Origin of the sequence: Pseudomonas sp. R43(2017), assembly GCF_002112345.1 — a bacterium.
Classification (GTDB): domain Bacteria; phylum Pseudomonadota; class Gammaproteobacteria; order Pseudomonadales; family Pseudomonadaceae; genus Aquipseudomonas; species Aquipseudomonas kribbensis.
Genome location: NZ_NEHJ01000005.1, coordinates 147375 through 167981, shown reverse-complemented (window position 1 = coordinate 167981; position 20607 = coordinate 147375). Strand labels below are relative to the sequence as shown.

19 protein-coding genes are annotated in these 20607 nt (G+C 60.6%); 12 read left to right on the top strand and 7 right to left on the bottom strand.

All coding sequences use genetic code 11. The annotated features are described in order from the left end of the window. The 7 genes from gshA to CAG02_RS15590 all read left to right on the top strand — a co-directional run bounded on the left by gshA (position 1) and on the right by CAG02_RS15590 (position 7309). Positions 1–1584: a glutamate--cysteine ligase gene (gene gshA / locus CAG02_RS15620; RefSeq protein WP_085712708.1), complete on the top strand. Its 1584-nt coding sequence runs from the start codon at positions 1–3 to the stop codon at positions 1582–1584. Between the two features lie 182 nt (positions 1585–1766). Further along, positions 1767–2744 carry a taurine ABC transporter substrate-binding protein gene (gene tauA, locus CAG02_RS15615; protein ID WP_085712707.1) on the top strand — a complete coding sequence of 326 codons (978 nt, stop codon included), beginning with the start codon at positions 1767–1769 and terminating at the stop codon, positions 2742–2744. Between the two features lie 16 nt (positions 2745–2760). Beyond that, on the top strand, positions 2761–3555 hold the full coding sequence (gene tauB / locus CAG02_RS15610; RefSeq protein WP_085712706.1) for a taurine ABC transporter ATP-binding subunit: 795 nt from the start codon (positions 2761–2763) through the stop codon (positions 3553–3555). After that, on the top strand, positions 3552–4391 hold the full coding sequence (gene tauC / locus CAG02_RS15605) for a taurine ABC transporter permease TauC (RefSeq protein ID WP_085712705.1): 840 nt from the start codon (positions 3552–3554) through the stop codon (positions 4389–4391). The genes tauB and tauC overlap by 4 nt, the downstream gene beginning before the upstream one ends. A 57-nt stretch (positions 4392–4448) precedes the next feature. Then, the gene (gene tauD, locus CAG02_RS15600) at positions 4449–5291 is read left to right on the top strand and encodes a taurine dioxygenase (protein WP_085712704.1); all 843 of its coding nucleotides are present in this window, start codon (positions 4449–4451) and stop codon (positions 5289–5291) included. A gap of 134 nt (positions 5292–5425) precedes the next feature. Beyond that, positions 5426–6103, top strand: a complete 678-nt coding sequence (locus CAG02_RS15595; protein ID WP_085712703.1) for a hypothetical protein — start codon at positions 5426–5428, stop codon at positions 6101–6103. A gap of 3 nt (positions 6104–6106) precedes the next feature. Next, positions 6107–7309 (top strand): ImmA/IrrE family metallo-endopeptidase, encoded by a 1203-nt coding sequence (locus CAG02_RS15590; protein ID WP_085712702.1) that lies wholly within the window; start codon positions 6107–6109, stop codon positions 7307–7309. Positions 7310–7382: 73 nt separating this feature from the next. Here CAG02_RS15590 and mgrA read toward each other — a convergent pair whose 3' ends face one another. The 3 genes from mgrA to CAG02_RS15575 are packed head-to-tail and all read right to left on the bottom strand — an operon-like array spanning position 7383 to position 12006. After that, a complete protein-coding gene (gene mgrA / locus CAG02_RS15585) occupies positions 7383–8420 on the bottom strand; it encodes an L-glyceraldehyde 3-phosphate reductase (RefSeq protein ID WP_085712701.1) in 1038 nt (345 codons plus the stop codon). 39 nt (positions 8421–8459) lie between these two features. After that, positions 8460–9779, bottom strand: coding sequence for an LLM class flavin-dependent oxidoreductase (locus CAG02_RS15580; RefSeq protein ID WP_085712700.1), 1320 nt, complete (start codon positions 9777–9779; stop codon positions 8460–8462). A gap of 1 nt (position 9780) precedes the next feature. Beyond that, positions 9781–12006, bottom strand: a complete 2226-nt coding sequence (locus CAG02_RS15575; RefSeq protein ID WP_085712699.1) for a TonB-dependent receptor — start codon at positions 12004–12006, stop codon at positions 9781–9783. A gap of 207 nt (positions 12007–12213) precedes the next feature. On the opposite strand from CAG02_RS15575, the gene CAG02_RS15570 reads away from it, so the two are divergent. Beyond that, positions 12214–13251, top strand: a complete 1038-nt coding sequence (locus tag CAG02_RS15570) for a LacI family DNA-binding transcriptional regulator (RefSeq protein WP_085712698.1) — start codon at positions 12214–12216, stop codon at positions 13249–13251. A 22-nt stretch (positions 13252–13273) separates the two neighbouring features. Here CAG02_RS15570 and CAG02_RS15565 read toward each other — a convergent pair whose 3' ends face one another. Then, the gene (locus CAG02_RS15565) at positions 13274–13675 is read right to left on the bottom strand and encodes a type II toxin-antitoxin system HicB family antitoxin (protein WP_085712796.1); all 402 of its coding nucleotides are present in this window, start codon (positions 13673–13675) and stop codon (positions 13274–13276) included. A gap of 59 nt (positions 13676–13734) precedes the next feature. Next, entirely contained in the window at positions 13735–13917 is a 183-nt protein-coding gene (locus CAG02_RS15560) for a type II toxin-antitoxin system HicA family toxin (protein WP_065261145.1), read from the bottom strand. Positions 13918–14186: 269 nt separating this feature from the next. Between CAG02_RS15560 and CAG02_RS15555 the strand changes: the two genes are divergently transcribed. Beyond that, positions 14187–14447 (top strand): hypothetical protein, encoded by a 261-nt coding sequence (locus CAG02_RS15555; RefSeq protein WP_085712697.1) that lies wholly within the window; start codon positions 14187–14189, stop codon positions 14445–14447. A gap of 24 nt (positions 14448–14471) precedes the next feature. On the opposite strand, the gene betT is transcribed toward CAG02_RS15555, so the two are convergent. After that, a complete protein-coding gene (gene betT / locus CAG02_RS15550) occupies positions 14472–16433 on the bottom strand; it encodes a choline transporter BetT (protein WP_170931615.1) in 1962 nt (653 codons plus the stop codon). Positions 16434–16721: 288 nt separating this feature from the next. After that, a complete protein-coding gene (epsC, locus tag CAG02_RS15545) occupies positions 16722–17648 on the bottom strand; it encodes a serine O-acetyltransferase EpsC (protein WP_085712695.1) in 927 nt (308 codons plus the stop codon). Between the two features lie 190 nt (positions 17649–17838). On the opposite strand from epsC, the gene CAG02_RS15540 reads away from it, so the two are divergent. The 3 genes from CAG02_RS15540 (at position 17839) to tcyL (ending at position 20603) form a co-directional block, all read left to right on the top strand. Then, positions 17839–18831, top strand: a complete 993-nt coding sequence (locus tag CAG02_RS15540; RefSeq protein WP_085712694.1) for a D-cysteine desulfhydrase — start codon at positions 17839–17841, stop codon at positions 18829–18831. Between the two features lie 306 nt (positions 18832–19137). Then, on the top strand, positions 19138–19938 hold the full coding sequence (tcyJ, locus tag CAG02_RS15535; RefSeq protein WP_085712693.1) for a cystine ABC transporter substrate-binding protein: 801 nt from the start codon (positions 19138–19140) through the stop codon (positions 19936–19938). Then, entirely contained in the window at positions 19938–20603 is a 666-nt protein-coding gene (tcyL, locus tag CAG02_RS15530) for a cystine ABC transporter permease (RefSeq protein WP_085712692.1), read from the top strand. The genes tcyJ and tcyL overlap by 1 nt, the downstream gene beginning before the upstream one ends. The last annotated feature ends 4 nt before the right edge of the window (positions 20604–20607 follow it).

The window sequence follows — 20607 nt, the reverse complement described above, 5'->3', positions numbered from 1 at the left end:
TTGAGCGAACTTCTCAACCGCCGCCTGGCTCTGCTCGGTGAGCGCGCCAACCTCTCTCTGCTCGAACAGTGCCTGCACGGCATCGAACGTGAATGCCTGCGCGTGACCGGCGAGGGTCGACTGGCGCAAACGCCGCACCCTGAAAGCCTGGGTTCCGCGCTGACCAACGAACAGATCACCACCGACTATTCCGAGTCGCTGCTGGAATTCATCACGCCTGCCTTGCCAGACCCGGCCGACACGCTGGCGAGTCTGGACAAGATTCATCGCTTCGCCTACAGCAAGCTCGGCAACGAGTACCTGTGGAGTCCATCGATGCCGTGCCCGTTGCCGGCCGAGGAAGACATCCCGATCGCCTATTACGGCACCTCCAACATCGGTCAGCTCAAATACGTCTACCGCAAGGGCCTGGCCCTGCGTTACGGCAAGACCATGCAGTGCATCGCCGGGATTCACTACAACTTCTCCCTGCCGGAAAAGCTCTGGCCGCTGCTGAAAGAAGCCGAAGGCTTCGTCGGCACCGACCGGGATTTCCAGTCGTCATCCTATATCGCGCTGATCCGCAACTTCCGCCGCTACAGCTGGCTGCTGATGTACCTGTTCGGTGCTTCGCCGGCGCTGGACGCGGGGTTCCTGCGCGGCCGCTCGCATCAGCTGGAACAGCTGGACCCGGACACCCTGTACCTGCCCTACGCCACCAGCCTGCGCATGAGCGACCTCGGTTACCAGAGTAACGCCCAGGCCGGCCTGACCCCTTGCTACAACGATCTGGCGAGCTACACCGACAGCCTGCGCAAGGCGGTGGCCACGCCATACGCGCCGTACGTTGAAGTCGGCACGCACCAGGATGGCGAGTGGGTGCAACTGAACACCAACATCCTGCAGATCGAAAACGAGTACTACTCGAACATCCGCCCGAAACGCGTGACCTACACCGGCGAGCGGCCGATCCAGGCCTTGATGGCCCGTGGCATCCAGTACGTCGAAGTGCGCTGCCTGGACATCAACCCGTTCCTGCCGATGGGCATCGATCTGACCGAATCGCGCTTCCTCGACGCGTTCCTGCTGTACTGCGCGCTGAACGACAGCCCGCTGCTGACCAACATCAGCTGCGGCAACGCCACGTCGAACTTCCTCAGCGTGGTCAAGGAAGGTCGCCGCCCGGGCCTGCAATTGCAGCGCGACGGTCAACCGGTCGACATGAAGGAATGGGCAGCGGAGCTGCTGGAAAAAATCGCTCCGCTGGCCGCGCTGCTGGATCAGAGCCACGGCGGCGACGCCCACAGCAAGGCCCTCGACGCGCAACTGGCCAAGGTCAAGGATTCGTCCCTGACGCCATCGGCCCAGGTGCTGGCGGCCATGGCCGAGCACAAGGAAAGCTTCGCGCAATTCTCCCTGCGCCAGAGCCAGGCCCACGCCGAGTTCTTCCGCAGCGAGCCGTTGGCGGCTGACGAACAGGCGAAGTTTGAAGAACTGGCGCGCTCGTCGCTGGCGCAACAGGCTGAGCTGGAGCAGAACGAGGTTGGCGATTTCGATGTGTTTGTCGGGTCGTATCAAGCGAGCATTCTGGCGATCAGCAACTGACACTTCCTTCTCTGATCGTTCCCACGTCGAGGCGTCGAACCGTCCGCGTGGGAACGATCACGCTCTCTCCCTTAGATTTTTCCGCTCATAAGCTAAGTCTAAAAAGTTATTTATTTTTAGTTTCTTAGATCATTTAGTCTCCTTTCACGCCGACGCTCGGTCGCCTGATATGGAGCTCTTCAATGAAACTGAATGTCCCGCTTCGCCTGCTGGCCGTGGCCTCTCTGGCTGCTGCGAGTTTTCTGGCCCAGGCCGCCGATCTCACCGTCGCCTACCAGACCACCGTTGACCCGGCGAAAGTCGCTCAGGCCGACGGCGCCTATGAAAAGGCCACCAAGGCCGACATCAGCTGGCGCAAGTTCGATAACGGCGCGGACGTCATTTCGGCCATCGCTTCCGGCGATGTGCAGATCGGCTATCTCGGGTCCAGCCCGCTGACCGCAGCCGTCACCCGCAAAGTCCCGGTGGAAACCTTCCTCATCGCCACCCAGATCGGCGCCGCCGAAGCGCTGGTCGCCCGCGACGGCGCCGGCATCAAGACGCCGCAGGACCTGGTCGGCAAGAAAATCGCCGTGCCGTTCGTGTCTACCGGTCACTACAGCCTGCTGGCCGCACTGAAACACTGGAACATCGATCCTTCGAAAGTCACCGTCCTCAACCTCGCCCCGCCAGCGATCATTGCCGCGTGGAAACGCGGTGACATCGACGCCACCTACGTTTGGGATCCGGCGCTGGGCGTGGCCAAGGAAAACGGCAAAGTGCTGATCACTTCCGGTGAACTGGCCAAGTTCGGCGCGCCGACTTTCGATGCGTGGATCGTGCGCAAGGACTTCGCCGAGAAGCACCCGGAAATCGTCACCGCGTTCGCCAAGGTCACCCTCGACGCCTACGCCGACTACCGCAAGGACCCGAAAGCCTGGCTGGCCAATCAGAGCAACGTCGACAAACTTGTAAAACTGTCCGGCGCCAAGGCCAGCGACATTCCATTGCTGCTGCAGGGCAACGTCTACCCGCTGGCGGCGGATCAGGTCAGTGACCTCGGCGCGCCGACCACCAAGGCCATCACCGACACCGCTGCGTTCCTCAAGGAGCAAGGCAAGGTCGAAGCGGTTCTGCCGGACTACGCGCCGTACGTCACCCCCAAGTACATCACCAACTGATCGGGAGTTAACTGCGATGGCCTTGCTAAAGCTGGAGCGCATCAGCGCACAGTATCCCGGCAGCCCGGAACCGGTGCTGGCGGATATCTCTCTGACCCTGGGGCCTCAGCAGTTGCTGGTCGCCCTCGGCCCGTCCGGCAGTGGCAAGACTTCGCTGTTGAACCTGATTGCCGGTTTCGTTGAACCGAGCGCCGGGCGCATCACCCTCGACAACGTGCCGGTCAAAGGCCCGAGCGCCGAGCGCGGCGTGGTGTTCCAGGACGACGCCCTGCTGCCCTGGCAGGACGTGCTGGCCAACGTTGCCTTCGGTCTCGAACTGGCCGGTGTGGCCAAGGAGAAACGCGAACAGATCGCCCGGGAAATGCTCGCGCTGGTCGATCTTTCGGGTTTTGAAAAGCGTCGTATCTGGCAGCTCTCCGGCGGCCAGAAGCAACGTGTCGGCCTGGCCCGCGCCCTAGCCGCCGACCCGCGCGTTTTGCTGATGGACGAACCCTTCGGTGCCCTCGACGCCTTTACCCGCGAACAGATGCAGGAGCTGTTGCTGCAAGTCTGGCAACGCACCGCCAAACCGGTGTTCCTGATTACCCACGACATTGAAGAAGCAGTGTTCCTCGCCACTGACCTGATTTTGCTTGCACCGAATCCGGGGCAGATCGTCGAGCGTCTGCACCTGGATTTCGGCAAGCGTTACGCCGCCGGCGAATCGGCGCGGGCGATCAAGTCCGATCCGCGCTTCATTGAAACTCGCGAACACGTGCTCGCCAAAGTGTTCTCGCAACGCAGCGCCGTTCAACGGCAGGAGCGCGCATGAGCAGTTACGACGTTTCCGCCACCGCAGTGAAACCCGCAGCCACCTCGGTGGTGATTCCCGTGCGCCGCAGCCTCAGCACCCGCTGGATCAGCCTGCTGACCCTGTTCGCGTTGCTGGTGATCTGGTGGGCGGTGACCGCCACCGGTCTGATCGAACCGCTGTTCCTCCCGCCACCGTCCGCCGTGCTGCAAAAAGGCTGGTTGCTGGCGACTACGGGCTACATGGATTCTACGTTGTGGCAGCACCTAGGCGCGAGCCTCAGCCGCATCGGCCTGGGCCTCGGCTTCGCCATTTTGACCGCCGTGCCGGTGGGCATTGCCATCGGCGCCAACCGCATCGCCTGTGGCGTGCTGGATCCGCTGATCGAGTTCTACCGGCCGATTCCGCCACTGGCTTATCTGCCGCTGATCGTGATCTGGTGCGGTATCGGCGAGCTGTCGAAAGTGCTGCTGATCTACCTGGCGATTTTTGCCCCGATCGCGATTGCCACCGCCACCGGCGTGCGCACCGTCGACCCGGCCAAATTGCGCGCCGCACAGTCGCTGGGGGCCACTCGCGCACAACTGATCCGCCACGTGATTTTGCCCAGCGCGCTGCCGGACATTCTGACCGGTGTGCGTATCGGTCTGGGTGTCGGCTGGTCGACGCTGGTCGCCGCCGAATTGATCGCGGCCACCAGCGGCCTCGGCTTCATGGTGCAGTCGGCCGCGCAATTCCTGGTCACCGATGTGGTGGTGCTGGGGATTCTGGTCATCGCCCTGATCGCCTTCGCCATGGAAATGGGCCTGCGTGCCCTGCAACGCAAACTGGTGCCGTGGCACGGCCAGGCCCACTGATTTTTCAGCACTGACTACCCCGACAGTTTCGGGGCCCCGGAATTGAAGAGAACCACCATGAGCAGCCTGAACATCACCCCGTTAAGCTCAGCCCTCGGCGCACAGATCAGCGGCGTCGATATCAGCCAGCCGCTGAGCCTGGAACAGCGCGACGCCATCGAGCAGGCACTGCTCAAATATCAGGTGCTGTTCTTCCGCAATCAGCCGATCGAGCCTTCGCAACAGGCGCGCTTCGCCCACTATTTCGGCGACCTGCACATTCACCCGATCTACCCGAATGTGCCTGAACAACCGGAAGTGCTGATCCTCGACACCGCTGTCACCGACGTGCGCGACAACGCGATCTGGCACACCGACGTGACCTTCCTGCCGACCCCGGCCATGGGCGCGGTACTCAGCGCCAAGCTGTTGCCGGAGTTTGGTGGCGACACGTTGTGGGCCAGTGGGATTGCTGCGTATGAAGCGCTGTCGGCGCCGATGAAGGCGATGCTCGAAGGGCTGACCGCGACTCACGATTTCACCCGTTCGTTCCCGCTGGAGCGCTACGGCAACACGCCTGAGGCATTGGCGCAGTGGGAAGAGGCGCGTCGCAAGAATCCACCGCTGTCGCACCCGGTGATCCGCACGCACCCGGTGAGCGGACGGCGTTCGCTGTTCGTCAACGAAGGCTTCACGTCGAAGATCAATGAGCTGTCGGAAACCGAGAGTGAAGCGGTATTGAAGTTCTTGTTCGCGCATGCGACGCGGCCGGAATTCACCATACGCTGGCGCTGGCAGAAGGATGACATTGCGTTCTGGGACAACCGCGTGACGCAGCATTACGCGGTGGATGATTACCGTCCGGCGCGGCGGGTGATGCAGCGGGCGACGGTGTTGGGGGATGTGCCGTTTTTCAGGTGAAAGCCTCGGCAAGAAAACGCACCATCCTGAAATGTTCCGCTTGTCGGTTAACTGTACAAAAATACAGCTCACGCTTTCATAACGAATAAAAATGAAGTAAAAATCCGCTTACCGAATAGTGAGTGGTGAATCGCATGGTCACAAAAGAAGAAATCCAGGGTTTCATTCGTGCGCAGGTCGACAGGGAGTTCTTTGATGAACTTGAGGTCTTGATCCCACAGACATTTCAAAAAGCCGCCAAGGAGGTTGAAGACCTCCTGATTCACACGCCCCCGGAAGACTTGCGAGGTCATCTGCGCCATTCACTTGTTCAGGAAGCCTTGGCTGGGATGAAGCGCTGGAATCCTATCGTCAAGAGCACGGATCCCAAAGGGCATAACTACGTTCTTTTGGAATTGGGAAAGCTGCGCATCACAGCCGTTGTATTGCCTTGGCAGAAAGAAATTCGAGCTGCCAAACACCGCAACGAACTCAAAACGTTGAATGAGTCACTAGCCTCAATTCAAATGGATTGGATTGACGGGCTCGCGCACACGGTTACCGAACAACTGATTCATGCGCTTGTCGTAGTCCATGCACCACCACCTCGTTCAGCAGATCAATCAGAACCCGTTGCAATCATGATGGCGGTGCCCTATTTCAATGGGAAAGGTTTCCACATGGATTGCACATTTGAGGAGCTGCTTCAGAGCTATTCTGATAATCAGGCTACTGATCAGAAACCGATTGAATTGGTGAAATTGCGAGATAAGATGCGCCGCGCCGAAGACGTTGAAGATCAAATTGATGATGAGAAAAATTCCAAGAGGTGAAGCATGAGAACTGGAGTCGCGGGCTTCCAGTCCGAGCGTCTCAAGCAGTTACGGCTCACGTTTGGCATCACCCAAACCGCGTTAGCCGAAATGGTGGGGCGCGCCTCTGGAAACATCTCCAAATGGGAAAACGGGGTGCAGGTTCCTGAGGCCGATGCTTTCCAACGACTATGTGAGGTCTTCGGCGTCAGTGAGAATTGGCTACTTGAAGAACAAATCGTAACGAGTGAGCGTACGCCGTTCTTTTTTCGATCTCAGGTAAGTGCCACGGCAAACGCCAGGGAAATAGCGGAAGTACGCCTGGAATGGCTTCAGGACGTCTCGTATAAGCTTCAGGAAAGCCTGGAATTCGTCGCAGTAAATGTTCCTCATCTGGAAGAAAGTAACTGCTTGCTGATTTCGGACGAAGAAATCGAACGAATGGCCAGCGAATGCCGCCAAGCCTGGGGGCTTGGGACTGCTCCCATCCCCAATGTCATTCAGGTTCTCGAAAACGCAGGCATCGTCTGTACTCGGACCACATTGGGCCATTTGAAAATGGATGGCGTTTCAAATTGGTACGAGTTGGATCAGCGGCCTTATGTCCTCCTTGTAGCAGACAAGGCGAACGGCATACGAAACCGATTCGATGCTGCACATGAATTGGGGCATATCGTTCTACATCGTCATGTATCGAAGGAGCAGTACGAATCGAATTACGATCTGCTTGAGTCTCAGGCTCATCGATTCGCCAGCGCATTCCTGATGCCAGCGGAGAGCTTCCTGAGAGAAATTCGATGGCCTACCTTGGATACTTTGCTAGCGTTGAAACCACGCTGGAAAGTCTCTGTAGCAGCAATGGTTCGTAGATGCCAGGATCTGGAAATAATCAACGAAACCACTACAACAAGACTGTGGAAGGCTAGGTCAGCAAGAGGATGGGTCAAAGGTGAGCCGATGGACGCTGACTTCGACTTTGAAAGGCCTCAGTTGATTGCACGAGGCGTAAAAATGCTCGTGGAAAATAAAGTCCTTTCTCGATCTCAACTCAGACAGTTGCTCGGATTACCGCTACCCACACTGGAAAGCCTATGCAGTTTGGACAAGGGTTACTTCACCCTGCCAGATCAGTCACAGGTGATCGACATGCAACTGAGAAAACGAACCGCAAGAGATTCATTTTTCAGCGAGACCGCAGAAGTACTCGGGTTCCCGAGCAAAAAGTAAAACTACAAAAATTACGGAGAAACCTCGTCCAGTGAGGCTTCTCCGTAATGACGCTTCAAGTCTTCGAAACCACCTACACCGCCGTCGAAGGCTTCTCCCAAAGATTAATCCCGCCCTCCTGAGCAAACCGGTCTATCTCCGCCAACTCTTCCGCACTGAAACTCAAATTCTTCAAAGCCCCGACGTTCTCGATAATCTGCTCCGGCCGGCTCGCGCCGATCAGCGCCGAGGTCACTCGCGGATCGCGCAGCGTCCACGCCAATGCCAGTTGCGCCAGGCTCTGCCCGCGACGCTTGGCGATCTCGTTCAACGCCCGCACATGAGCGATGTTGGCTTCGGACAAGTGCGAAGCCTGCAACGACCCACCGCCCGGACGATTGACCCGCGCATCCGCCGGCACGCCGTTGAGGTATTTGTCGGTCAGCAGACCTTGCGCCAGCGGGGTGAACGCAATCACGCCGGTGCCGAGTTCGTCGGTGGTGTCGAGCAGGTCCTTTTCCACCCAGCGGTTGAGCAGGTTGTAGGCCGGTTGGTGGATCAACAGCGGCACTTTCCACTCTTTGAGCAACGCGGCGATTTCGCGGGTTTTCACCCCGGAGTACGACGAGATGCCAATGTATAGCGCCTTGCCCTGCTGCACCGCCGTGGCGAGGGCACTGGCGGTTTCTTCCAGCGGGGTGTCCGGGTCGAAGCGGTGCGAATAGAAGATATCCACATAGTCGAGACCGAGGCGTTGCAGGCTCTGGTCGAGGCTGGCCAGCACGTATTTGCGCGAGCCGCCGCCCTGGCCGTAAGGGCCGGGCCACATGTCCCAGCCGGCCTTGCTGGAGATGATCAGTTCATCGCGATACTGCTTGAAGTCTTCGCGCAGCAGGCGGCCGAAATTGGTCTCGGCGCTGCCGTAGGGCGGGCCGTAGTTATTGGCCAGGTCGAAGTGATTGATCCCCAGATCGAACGCGGTGCGCAGCAACGCGCGTTGGGTGTCGATCGGCGTGCTGTCGCCGAAGTTGTGCCACAAGCCCAGGGACAGCGCCGGCAGCACCAGACCGCTGCGTCCGACGCGGCGGTAGGGGATGGAGTCATAGCGGTTTTCGGCAGCGGTGTAAGTCATCGAATCCTCTCTTGTCGGTCTTGAAATGGGTGTCGATTGCTACGCAAAGCGATTGCCGGGCCGGGCAAGGCCAAGGTTCTGGCGCAAGGTCCGGCCCTCGTATTCGGTTCTGAACAGCCCGCGCCGTTGCAGTTCCGGGACCACGCCATTGGCGAAGTCTTCGAGCCCGCCGGGCAGGTGCGGCACCAGCACGTTGAAGCCGTCCGCCGCGCCCTGCTCGAACCATTCCTGCAAACGGTCGGCAATCTGCGCCGGCGTACCGACAACGCTGTAATGCCCGCGACCACCAGCGATTCTGCGACCCAGTTCGGCCAGGGTCAGATGCTCGCGGCCGGCCAGTTCGGTCAGCAGCTTCTGCCGGCTCTGCTGGCCGCTTTCAGTCAGCGGCAGTTCCGGCAGCGGCCCGTCCAACGGGTACTTCGACAGGTCGAAGTTGCCCAGCATACGCCCAAGCAGAGCGACGCCAACCTCGGGTTCGACCAATTGCTGAAACGTTTCAGATTTTTCCTGCGCTTCGGCTTCTGTCTGCCCGACCACGACAAACACGCCGGGCATGATTTTCAGTGAATCGGCGCTGCGTCCGTACTTCGGCAAGCGGCCCTTGAGGTCGGCGTAGAACGCCTGGGCGCTGGCCAGCGAGGTCTGCGCGGTGAACACCACTTCGGCCGTCTGCGCCGCCAGTTCCCGCCCGGTTTCCGACGAGCCGGCCTGCACGATCACCGGCTGACCCTGTGGCGAACGCGCGACATTCAGCGGGCCTTTGACCTTGAAGTGCTCGCCGACGTGATTCAGCACGTGCAGTTTTTCCCGGTCGTAATACGCGCCGCTGGTCTTGTCGCGGAGGAAGGCGTCGTCCTGCCAACTGTCCCAAAGCCCGGTGACCACCTGATGAAATTCCCGGGCGCGGCTGTAGCGTTCGGCGTGGCCGATGTGTTCATCGCGGCCGAAATTCTGCGCTTCGGCGGCGTTGTCCGAAGTCACCAGATTCCACCCCGCTCGCCCGCCCGACAGGTGATCGAGCGAAGCGAATTTACGCGCCACGTGGTACGGCTCGTTGTAGCTGGTGGTGGCGGTGGCGATCAGGCCGATGTGCTCGGTCACCGCGCTCAAGGCCGAGAGCAAGGTCAGCGGTTCGAAGTGATCCGAACGGGCCATGCGGCTGGCGATGTCGTGAGTCGGCGCGGCGACGCTGTCAGCGACGAACAAGGTGTCGAACTTCGCCGCCTCGGCAACCTGCGCCAGACGTTTGTAGTGGGCGAAATCCAGTCCGGCGTTGGCCGGCACGTCCGGATGACGCCACGCGGCGACGTGGTGCCCGGTGGCCATGAGGAATGCACCGAGTTTCAGCTGTCTGCTCATCTCAGAAATCCTTGCGCAGTTGCACGCCGAAGTAGCGCTCGTCGTCGCGGGGCACGGCGCGGTAGATGTAGTTGCCACCGCTGGCGAGCAATGGCGAATAGGACTTGTCGGTGAGGTTCTTGCCCAGCAACGCCACGCGCCAGCCGTTGGTGTAATCGGCCAGGGCCACGCTGGCGTTCCAGAGGCCGTAGGCGCCCTGTTTGGTGTCAGCGTTCTGGCTGATGTCGTACTGCACTTTGCTCTGCCAGCTGTAGTCGGTGCCGAGTTCGATATCCAGGCCGCTTTCCAGCGGAATGGTGTAGTCGGCGCGCACGTAGTTTTTCCAGTCCGGGCTGAACGGCAGCGGCTTGCCGTTGACGTTGCACGACGCCGCCGCGCCCGCCGGGCAGGCGAACTGGTCGATGCGGGCGCGGGTGTAGGCCAGTGCGCCGGAGAACTTCAGTTGCTGGGTCGCCTGCAGGGCGTAATCAAGTTCCACGCCTTCGGTGCTGACGCTGCCGGCGTTGATCAGACGCGTCACTACTTGCCCGGCGACGGTGTCGAAAAAGTTTGCCTGATAGTTGTCGTAGTCGCTGTGGAAAACCGCGAGGTTGGTGGTCAGGCGATTGTTCCAGCTTGAGGCCTTGATCCCCGCCTCCCAGGTGTTGGAGGTTTCCGGTTTCAGTGCTTCGGTATCGCGCGGCTGCATGTTGAAGAACACGTTGTAGGCCGGGCCTTTGTAGCCGCGCGAGTAGGTCAGGTAAGTGGTGACGGTATCGCTCAGGTCGTACTGCAAACCGAGCCGGCCGGACCAGCCGTCCTCGTCTACCGAACCAGAGCTGCTGGTAGCCGGTTGAATGCCGCTGACGGTGGTAGCGGAAGTGGAGACGCGACGGTGATCGTATTCGAGATCGTCGTGGGTGTAGCGCAGGCCGGCGATGCCTCGGAAATCCGAGGTGAAATTCAGCGTGCTTTCGCCGAACACCGCGTAGCTGTCGCTGGTGGTGCTGTAGTCGGCGACACCGCGATCAGTGCGCGTGGTGGTGGTCAGCGTGCGCTGATAGGTCTCGTCATCCTTGCCGTGCATGTAGAACAGGCCGCCAACGTATTCGAGGAAGCCGCCTTTCGGCGAGGCCAGACGCAGCTCCTGCGAGTACTGGTCGAAGGCCAGATCGCCCTTGTCCGCCGTGCCGGGGAACGCGGCCGTCACCGTGCCGAGGCGGTCGCCGTCCTGATACTGGGTGTTGTCCCAGCCGCGCCACGCGGTGATCGACGTCAGGGTGTAATCGCCGAGTTGCCAGTCGAGCTGGCCGGACAGGCCCTTGTTGGTGTCTTCGACGTGGGTGCGGGTGTCGGTGTTGATGTCGCGGTTGTGACTGGTGGCGCTGACCGGGCTCAGTGCATTGGTGAAGGCCGGGGTCAACGACTTGGTGACGACGCCGTTGGGGCCGTCATCGTGGGACTGCATGTAGTCGGCGATCAGGGTGAAGGTGACGTCGTCGTTCGGGGTGAATTCCAGTTTTCCGCGCACGCCGCGGTGGTTGTAGCCGTTGACCTCCTGGCCGTTGTGCTTGTTATCCACGTTGCCGTCATAGCTGCCGAACAAGGTGCTGATCGAGCCCTTGAGCGTCTCCGGAATCAGGCTACCGCCGATGCCGAAACGGGTGCGGCTTTCGTTGCCGCTGTAGTACGACTGATCGATGTAGCCGTGGGTCTCGGCGGTCGGCGCCTTGCTGGTGATGTTCAGCACGCCGGCCGAGGCGTTCTTGCCGAACAGCGTGCCTTGCGGCCCGCGCAGAACTTCGACGCGTTCCAGATCCAGCAGATCCAGAGTCGACTGACCGGGACGGGCGTAGACCACGCCATCGATCACCGTGGCCACCGTCGGCTCGACGCCCGGCGAAGTGGAAATCGTCCCCACGCCACGCACGAACAGCGAGGTGTCCTTGTTCGATGCGCCAGTGCGGAAGTTCAGCGACGGCACTTGCTGGACGATGCTTGCCACGCTGTTGCGGTTATCGCGCTCCAGTTGCTCGCCGTCGATCACCGACACCGCCACCGGGACCTTTTGCAGCGACTCTTCGCGGCGGGTGGCGGTGACCGTGACGGGCTTGAGTGTCGGCTCCTGGTCGGTGCTGTCGGCGGCGAACGCGGCGGGCAGCGGCAGCGCGGCCAGCACGGTGAGTAGCCAGCCCGCAGCACGAATCGATTGCGCCAGTTTGTGTGTCGCCCCAGGAATGTTGTGCATGCTGTGCCCGCTCGAAAAGTTGCCCTGAACCGCTGCCGTTCTGCGACGACAGCGCCTGTCTCGGTGTCTTGGGCATTCGCTCGAGCGAGTAGCAGACAATGCGCTTTGTTAGCGCTAACATCGCCAGTATTGGCAAGCCCGGCATAGAGCGTCCAATACTGAAAAATTACTTTTATATGCGTTTTGGTTTTTAAGAAGGATCGAGCCTTGAGCGAAGAAAAGCCCCGCAAACGCCGTGGCGCCGGTCGCGTGACCCTCAATGCGGTGGCGCGCCAGGCCGGCGTTTCGGCGATCACCGTGTCACGCTACTTCAACCAGCCGGAACAGGTCTCACCCGAACGCCGCGAACGGATCGCAGCGGTGGTCGCCGAGCTGGGTTATGTACCGAATCTGGTGGCCGGCGGCCTCGCTTCGGCGCGGGGGAAAATCGTCGGCATGGTGATCCCGAACATCTCCGGGCCGATCTTCGCCAACACCATTCAGGGCTTCAGCGACACCCTCAGCCGTCACGGTTATCAGCTGTTGCTGGCCTCGAGTTACTTCAGCACTGAGCAGGAAGAAAACGCGGTGCGGGCGTTCCTCGGCTGGTCGCCGGCGGCGCTGGTAGTGACCAGTCACTTCCACAGTGCGGGCACGGAAAAGATGCTCGCCGAAGCGGATATTCCGGTGATCGAAACCTGGGATTACCAGCCGGATCGCGAGCCGATGCAAATCGGCTTTTCGCACTTCGAGGTGGGTGTGAGCGCCGCTCGCTATCTGCACGGCAAAGGCTATCGGCGGATTGCGTTTGTGCAGAACAGCGCGCCCGGCGACTTCAGCGCACTGGAACGCCGCGACGGTTACGACGCGACCGTGCGTGAACTCGGCCTGGAGCCGTGGGTATTCGCACCGGACGCCGATCGCGCCCCGTTCGAGGCCGGCAAGCAAGCGATGGAAGCACTGATGAACGCCTCACCGCGCCCGGACGCGATCATCTTCGCCAACGACAACCTCGCCGCCGGCGGCCTGCTCGCCGGGCAACGCGCCGGCCTCAAGATCCCGGAAGACTGCGCCGTCCTCGGCTTCGGCGACTACCCGTTCGCCGAGATGCTGCTGCCGAGCCTGAGCACGATCAAACCGCCGGCGCTGGAGATCGGTGTACTGGCGGCAACGCGGGTGCTGGAAAGCCTGGGCGTGCTGCCAAGCGATGAGGTGCAGCGGTTGAATTTGCTGCAATGCCAAGTCATCGAGCGAGAAAGTACCTGACCCAGAATTCTGTAAATCGGCCTTAAGCTGACAATTCACGCAAGGCAGCAGCAGCCAAAAATCCGGAGCGAGAGCTGTAACGCTGATCACGTCGTACTGTCTGGTCAATACGCTCCAGCAACTGCTCCGGCAGAGTCGCGTTGAAGCGCACCGACTTGCCGAAATAGGGAGTGATATCAAACTCGACCACACCCCAAATACCGCCGGCGTAATCCGGATTCTCGAGATGGGCATCAATGTCCTGAACCCGAGGCAACGGTGCGCCATCAGCGACCAGTCCCTCATAGTGCAAGGCCAGTGCCTCCTGAGTATTGTCAAAAGCTTCGGCTACCGTAGTGCCTGCGGAGAAGCAGCCCGGTACATCCGGGACGATCACTCCGTAGTCTGAGTCGGCATCCTTGTGCAGAACGACCGGGAATTTCATGTAAGTGAATCCTTCCTCTGACATGTCCATTAAGGGACTTTCGTTTCCAATGACGGGCTTCATTTCAAACCCGCCTGTTTCAAGATGCTGTTGATCGTTCCCTTGGGAAGATCCGAATCCGGATGCTTGATCGTCACCCTCCCTGGTTTGCCCGGATGTTTGTATTGGTGGTGACTGCCTTTCACGGCGACCAGATACCATCCATCCTCCTCGATCATCCTGATCATTTCCCGACTACGCATTTCCTTCGCCCTGTTCGACAGCAAGAGCTGCGTACTTTAAGAGCTGTCCTTTTCCATCAATACACACCATACACACTTGGAGAAATATTAGCCTAGTGGACAGGCGCGTGTTTAATCGCCAGATGGGCGGTGGACGCGCCCTGGCACACAGCTCTCATAAACAGATGTATACGTGGCGAAATGTGTCGATCAGCATGAGCCCGACAGCTGACCTATGCTCAACATGAGCAAAGCCAGGCTGACTCCTATCAACAGGCAGATCCCAAACCATGCACACCGCAATCATCATCTTCTTCGGCCTGATCCTCCTGGCGCTGATGCTCTACATCGGCGAGCGCATCGGCTTCAGTCGCCAGACCATGGCCTACGGCTTCGCGGCGTTGTGGCTGGCGTTGACGGTGATCAACGGCGCGGTCGGCGTGGTGCACGCCGGGCAGCCGCTGGGGTCGGAGATTGCGATTGGCAGCGCCGTGTTCGGCGTACCGATCGCGGTGATGGTGTTGTTCATGGTGCTGAGCGCCGAGACCTGAATCCGTCCCGGCGCCCTTCCCCGATCAACGCACCAGATGCAGGAACTGCATGTGCCGTTCGTACTGGTCGAGGATGTCGTTGATGATCTGCTCTTTGGTGTAACCGACCAGATCGTAGTCCTGGCTGCCCTCGCTCAGATGCACTTCGGCGCGGTAGTAGCGGCGATTGTTGAGCTGCTTGGAGCCCATGCCGCCACGAGCGAACGACGGTGTGAAGTAACCGCGCATTTGCACCTGATAGATGAAGGGATGCAGCTCGCCGTGACCGATTTCCAGGCTGACGCTGTCGTGAGCCGGATCGGGTTGCGTAACGACGTTCAGACCCTTCTCGACGAACACCGCCGTCACTTCTTCGATGGCTGGTTTCACCGTGGTGTCCATGAAGCGGTACACCTCGTCCCGCGACGGGAAGTGCACGGCCTGGCTCAGGCGCTGGCGCCAGCCGCCCTTGCCACGCCGCGAGCCGGACACCGGCGCCAGCGAATGCAGCTGCGCGATCTGCTTCTGCGATTCCAGATAGAACGCCTTGTGCAGCCCCCACATCATCAGCAGCAGAATCAGCGAGAACGGCAGCGAGGTCAGCACCACCGCTGACTTCAGCGCATCGATACTGCCGGAGAACAGCAGCGCACTGGTGATCAGCGCAGTCATCGCGCCCCAGAACACCCGCAACCATTTCGGCCCGTCTTCATCCGGGTTACCACCCTTGGCCGACAGGGTCGATAGCACCACGGTGCCCGAGTCGGCGGAGGTGACGAAGAACACGAAGCTGATGAACACCGTCACCGCGATGACGGTTTTGCTCCACGGGTAGGTTTCCAGCAACAGGTAGAGGGTCATCGACGGGTTATCGAGGGCCGACATGCCCAGTGCCGACATCCCGTGGTTGAGCACCTGATCAATGGCGCTGTTGCCGAAGATCGACATCCACGCCAGGGTGAAACCGAGCGGGATCAAAAGCACGCCGAAGACGAATTCGCGGATGGTCCGGCCACGGGAAATCCGTGCGATGAACAGGCCCACGAACGGCGACCATGCAATCCACCAGGCCCAGTAGAACACCGTCCAGCCGCCGAGCCAGTCGCTCGGTTTGTCGTAGGCGTAGAGGTCGAAACTCTTCGTCGGCAATGCGCCGAGGTAGTCGCCGAGGTTCTGGATCAGGGTGTTGAGCAAGTGCTGGGTGGGACCGGCGAACAACACGAACAGCAGCAGCGCACAGGCCAGCAGCATGTTGATGTCGGACATGACCCGCACGCCCTTATCCACACCGGAGACAGCAACGATGATTGCCGCGCCCATCATCAGCGTGATCAGGCCGACCTGAATCCATTGGGTGTGGGCGATGCCGAACAGGTAGTCCAGACCGGAGTTGAGATGGAGTACGCCGAAGCCCATGTCCGCACCGAGGCCAAACACCGTGGCGATGATGCCGAAGCCATCCACCGCGTAGCCGATGGGCCCGTTGATGCGTTTGCCGATCAGCGGGTACAGCGCCGAACGCAGGGCCAACGGCAGGTTGTGCCGATAGGCGAAATACGCCAGCGCCATGCCGACAAAGGCGAACACGCCCCAGCCGTGCAGGCCCCAGTGCAGAAACAGGATCTGCATCGCCTGACGCGCCGCATCCGCCGTGCCGGCCTCGCCTTGCGGCGGCTGGAGCATGTGGGTCAGTGGTTCGGACACACAGAAGAAAAACAGCGTGATGCTGATCCCGGCGGCGAACAGCATGCCGGCCCAGGACAGGTAACTGAATTCGGGTTCGTCGTGGTCGGCACCGAGTTTGATCTTGCCGTAGCCCGATAACGCGGTGACCACCACGAAGACCAGATACAGGGTCATCGCGAGCATGTAGTACCAGCCGACCGTATTGGCCGCCCAGTTTTGCGCTTCCAGGAGCCAGGCACCGGCCTGTTCCGGCATGGCGATAACGGTCAGGCCGAACAGCAGGATCACCGTCGCGGCGAACCAGAACACCGGCGGATTCATGCGTACCAGACCGCTGGCGGGGGTGGACGATGCACTCATGAACGGTGCACCTCAAGGGGTTGGAAAATGGCTGAAATGATCGGACTCAGCAAAGGCAAGCCTCCTGTTGTGAGCGGGCAGCGAGCTACCGGTTTAACTTGAATGAACGTTCAAGTTAAACATGGATAGCACGCTCAGGACTAATCGCAGGGCTCAGCGGTCGCTTTCGTACGCTGGCTCAGGGAGGGGTATGACGCTGTGGCGAGGGTGATCGTTCCCGCCTTGCGCGGAAACGATCGGACAGGAAAATTACTTCTGCGTCCCGTCATCATGCTGCAGATTGGCCTGGGTCAGGTTGCACCCGGCCGGCACGCTGCGAGTCAGCCACACGTTGCCGCCGATGGTCGAACCCTTGCCGATGGTGATCCGCCCGAGAATCGTCGCCCCGGCGTAAATCACCACGTCGTCCTCGACGATCGGATGCCGCGGATGGCCCTTCTGCAACTGACCGTCTTCGTCTGCCGGGAAGCGTTTGGCGCCGAGGGTCACTGCCTGATAAATCCTCACGCGCTCGCCGATGATTGCGGTCTCGCCGATTACCACGCCGGTCCCGTGATCGATGAAGAAACTGCGGCCGATCTGCGCGCCCGGGTGAATATCGATGCCGGTCGCCGAGTGGGCGATTTCCGAACTGATCCGCGCCAGCAGCGGCAGGCCTGCGCGATACAAATGGTGGGCCAGACGATGGTGAATCACCGCCAGGATCCCCGGATAGCACAACAGCACTTCATCGACGCTGCGCGCCGCCGGGTCGCCGTGGTAGGCGGCCAGCACGTCGGTGTCGAGCAGACTGCGCAGGCCTGGCAGCGCCAACGCGAAATCCTGAATGATCCTGATGGCCTGCGCCTCGACTTCGCTGTCATCCCGGGCGCTGTGGCGGGCGACGTAACGCAGTTCGAGTCGTGCCTGGGCCAGCAACGCATTCAACGCAACATCGAGGGTGTGGCCGACGTAAAAATCTTCGCTCTCTTCACGCAGATCCACCGGCCCCAGACGCATCGGGAACAACGCGCCGCACAGGGCTTCGAGAATCTGCGCCATCGCATCACGGGACGGCAGTTCGCGCCCACCCTGCTCGCCGCTGGCGCGGCCATTTTGCGTACGCCACTGATCCCGCGCGGTACGCAGCTGGCTGACGATGGTCTGCAATTGCCAATGGCTGGAACGCTCGCTCACGGTAAAGACTCCTCACGGGCGGCCGGACTGTCTGGCCGCGTCAACGGCCACTACTTTACGGCAACGCCCCGGAGGCGAATTAAGAACCGATAGTGCTGGCCTAAGCACATTTGGCTATAAGCGAATGACGGTTGCCCCGGTAAATCGGCGTGCCTATAGTCCTGTGATCTTCCTCCGCCAGTACGGACTCATGATTAAACAACAGCTGGACCGCTTCAATCGCCTCGACCTGCTCGGCCAACCGACCCCACTGGAAAAACTCGAGCGCCTGTCCACCTGGCTCGGCCGCGATATCTACATCAAGCGCGATGACCTGACGCCGCTGGCCATGGGCGGCAACAAGTTGCGCAAGCTCGAATACCTCGCCGCCGATGCCCTCGCCCAAGGCGCGGACACCCTGATCACCGCCGGCGCACTGCAATCGAACCACGTCCGCCAGACCGCTGCGCTGGCCGCCAAACTGGGCCTGGGCTGCGTGGCCCTGCTGGAAAACCCGCTGGGCACCGACGACGCCAACTACACCGGCAACGGCAACCGCCTGCTGCTGGACCTGTTCGACACCAAGGTCGAGCTGGTCGATAACCTCGACAACGCCGACGAACAACTGGCCGCCCTCGCCGTGCGCCTGCGCAGCAACGGCAAGAAGCCGTATCTGGTGCCGATCGGTGGCTCCAACGCCATCGGCGCACTGGGTTACGTACGTGCCGGCCTGGAACTGGCGCAGCAGATCGAGGACACCGGCCTGCAATTTTCCGCCGTGGTCCTGGCCTCGGGCAGCGCAGGCACGCACAGCGGCCTGGCACTGGCCTTGAGCGAAGTGCTGCCGCAACTGCCGGTGATCGGCGTGACGGTATCGCGCAGCGAAGAAGATCAGCGCCCGAAAGTGCAAGGCTTGGCCGAGCGTACTGCCGATTTGCTGGGCGTGGCATTGCCGGAGAGTTTCAAGGTAGAGCTGTGGGACGAATACTTCGGCCCGCGTTACGGCGAGCCGAATGCCGGAACCCTGGCGGCGGTGAAACTGCTGGCCAGCCAGGACGCCGTGCTGCTCGATCCGGTCTACACCGGCAAGGCCATGGCCGGGTTGCTCGACGGCATCGGTCGCGGGCGTTTCAACGACGGCCCGATCATCTTCCTGCACACCGGCGGCGCCCCGGCGTTGTTTGCCTACAAGGATTTTCTCTGATGCGCTCGCTCCCACGCTCGGCGTGGGAAGGCAGGCCGGGGCGCTCCGCGTCCCTTTCCGTCCGTTGAAGCCCTCCCGCGCAGCGCGTGGGATCAACCGGAATACGGGAAACTTATATTCCACATACGAATAACAAATGGAAAATTCATTATTTTCCATTCTAAAAGAACAGTCTTATAGTCTCGCCGCAGGCGAATATCGCGAGAGACGCATAAGCTGCTTTAAGGCAGGATAGCGCTGTCGTCCAATTCCCGGATTCGCCAACTTTCCTTAAGCGGCTTCCATAAGAAAACACAGGGGCTTGTCATGATTCTTTCCGCACTACGTCGAAATCTGCTGGTTGGTTCGCTGGGCCTGGCACTGAGCGCCGGTCTGATCAGCAGCGCCGTTGCCGGTGAGCAACTGCAACAGATCAAGGACAAAGGCGTTATCAACGTCGGCCTGGAAGGCACTTACCCACCGTTCAGCTTCGTTGATGCCGACGGCAAACTGTCGGGCTTCGAAGTCGAGCTGTCCGAAGCCCTGGCCAAGAAGCTGGGCGTCAAGGCCAAGATCCAGCCAACCAAGTGGGACGGCATCCTCGCCGCGCTGGAATCCAAGCGTCTGGACGTTGTAGTCAACCAGGTGACCATCTCCGACGAGCGCAAGAAGAAGTATGACTTCTCCGAGCCATACACCATCTCCGGGATTCAGGCGCTGGTGCTGAAGGACAAGGAAGCTGCGCTGAACATCAAGACTGCCGCAGACCTGTCCGGCAAGAAAGTCGGCGTAGGCCTGGGCACCAACTACGAGCAGTGGGTCCGCGCCAACGTGCCGGGTGCCGACGTGCGTACCTACGACGATGATCCGACCAAGTTCGCCGACCTGAACAACGGTCGTACCGATGCGATTCTGATCGACCGTCTGGCCGCCCTCGAGTACGCCAAGAAAGCACCGAAAACCGTAGCGGCCGGTCAGGCGTTCTCCCGTCAGGAATCCGGTATCGCCCTGCGCAAAGGCGAACCTGAGCTGCTGGCGGCCGTGAACAAGGCCCTCGACGAGCTGCGTGCCGACGGGACCCTGGCCAAGATCTCGGAAAAGTACTTCCAAGCTGACGTCACTAAATAATGGAAGCAGCTTTCCAACTCGCACTGGACTCCGCGCCCTTTCTGCTCAAGGGCGCGTACTACACGGTAGTCCTCAGCCTCGGCGGCATGTTCTTCGGCCTGCTGCTGGGCTTTGGCCTGGCGCTGATGCGCCTGTCGCGTTTCAAATCGGTCAGCTGGCTGGCCCGCATCTACGTGTCGTTCTTTCGCGGCACGCCGTTGCTGGTGCAGCTGTTCGTGATCTATTACGGCCTGCCGCAACTGGGGCTGGAACTCGACCCGCTGCCGGCAGCCCTGATCGGCTTTTCGCTGAATATGGCTGCCTATGCCTGTGAAATCCTGCGTGCCGCGATCGGTTCGATCGAACGCGGTCAGTGGGAAGCGGCTGCAAGCATCGGCATGACCCGCGCGCAAACCCTGCGCCGGGCCATCCTGCCGCAAGCCATGCGCACGGCGTTGCCGCCGCTGGGCAACAGCTTCATTTCACTGGTCAAGGACACCGCACTGGCCGCCACCATTCAGGTGCCGGAGCTGTTCCGTCAGGCACAACTGATTACCGCCCGGACTTTCGAAGTCTTCACCATGTATGTTGCCGCCGCGCTGATCTACTGGATTCTGGCCACAGTGCTGTCGCACTTCCAGAACAAGCTGGAAGAGCGGGTCAATCGGCACGACCAGGAGTCCTGACCCC

What these genes read in the sequence shown, in the direction of transcription:
- tauD (WP_085712704.1), top strand. Translation starts at nt 4,449, where the DNA reads ATGAGCAGCCTGAACATCACCCCGTTAAGCTCAGCCCTCGGCGCACAG.
- betT (WP_170931615.1), bottom strand. Translation starts at nt 16,433, where the DNA reads ATGAATCCGCCGGTGTTCTGGTTCGCCGCGACGGTGATCCTGCTGTTC.
- tauB (WP_085712706.1), top strand. Translation starts at nt 2,761, where the DNA reads ATGGCCTTGCTAAAGCTGGAGCGCATCAGCGCACAGTATCCCGGCAGC.
- CAG02_RS15580 (WP_085712700.1), bottom strand. Translation starts at nt 9,779, where the DNA reads ATGAGCAGACAGCTGAAACTCGGTGCATTCCTCATGGCCACCGGGCAC.
- tcyL (WP_085712692.1), top strand. Translation starts at nt 19,938, where the DNA reads ATGGAAGCAGCTTTCCAACTCGCACTGGACTCCGCGCCCTTTCTGCTC.
- CAG02_RS15565 (WP_085712796.1), bottom strand. Translation starts at nt 13,675, where the DNA reads ATGAAATTCCCGGTCGTTCTGCACAAGGATGCCGACTCAGACTACGGA.
- mgrA (WP_085712701.1), bottom strand. Translation starts at nt 8,420, where the DNA reads ATGACTTACACCGCTGCCGAAAACCGCTATGACTCCATCCCCTACCGC.
- CAG02_RS15595 (WP_085712703.1), top strand. Translation starts at nt 5,426, where the DNA reads ATGGTCACAAAAGAAGAAATCCAGGGTTTCATTCGTGCGCAGGTCGAC.
- CAG02_RS15555 (WP_085712697.1), top strand. Translation starts at nt 14,187, where the DNA reads ATGCACACCGCAATCATCATCTTCTTCGGCCTGATCCTCCTGGCGCTG.
- CAG02_RS15590 (WP_085712702.1), top strand. Translation starts at nt 6,107, where the DNA reads ATGAGAACTGGAGTCGCGGGCTTCCAGTCCGAGCGTCTCAAGCAGTTA.
- tauA (WP_085712707.1), top strand. Translation starts at nt 1,767, where the DNA reads ATGAAACTGAATGTCCCGCTTCGCCTGCTGGCCGTGGCCTCTCTGGCT.
- CAG02_RS15560 (WP_065261145.1), bottom strand. Translation starts at nt 13,917, where the DNA reads ATGCGTAGTCGGGAAATGATCAGGATGATCGAGGAGGATGGATGGTAT.
- tcyJ (WP_085712693.1), top strand. Translation starts at nt 19,138, where the DNA reads ATGATTCTTTCCGCACTACGTCGAAATCTGCTGGTTGGTTCGCTGGGC.
- tauC (WP_085712705.1), top strand. Translation starts at nt 3,552, where the DNA reads ATGAGCAGTTACGACGTTTCCGCCACCGCAGTGAAACCCGCAGCCACC.
- CAG02_RS15540 (WP_085712694.1), top strand. Translation starts at nt 17,839, where the DNA reads ATGATTAAACAACAGCTGGACCGCTTCAATCGCCTCGACCTGCTCGGC.
- CAG02_RS15575 (WP_085712699.1), bottom strand. Translation starts at nt 12,006, where the DNA reads ATGCACAACATTCCTGGGGCGACACACAAACTGGCGCAATCGATTCGT.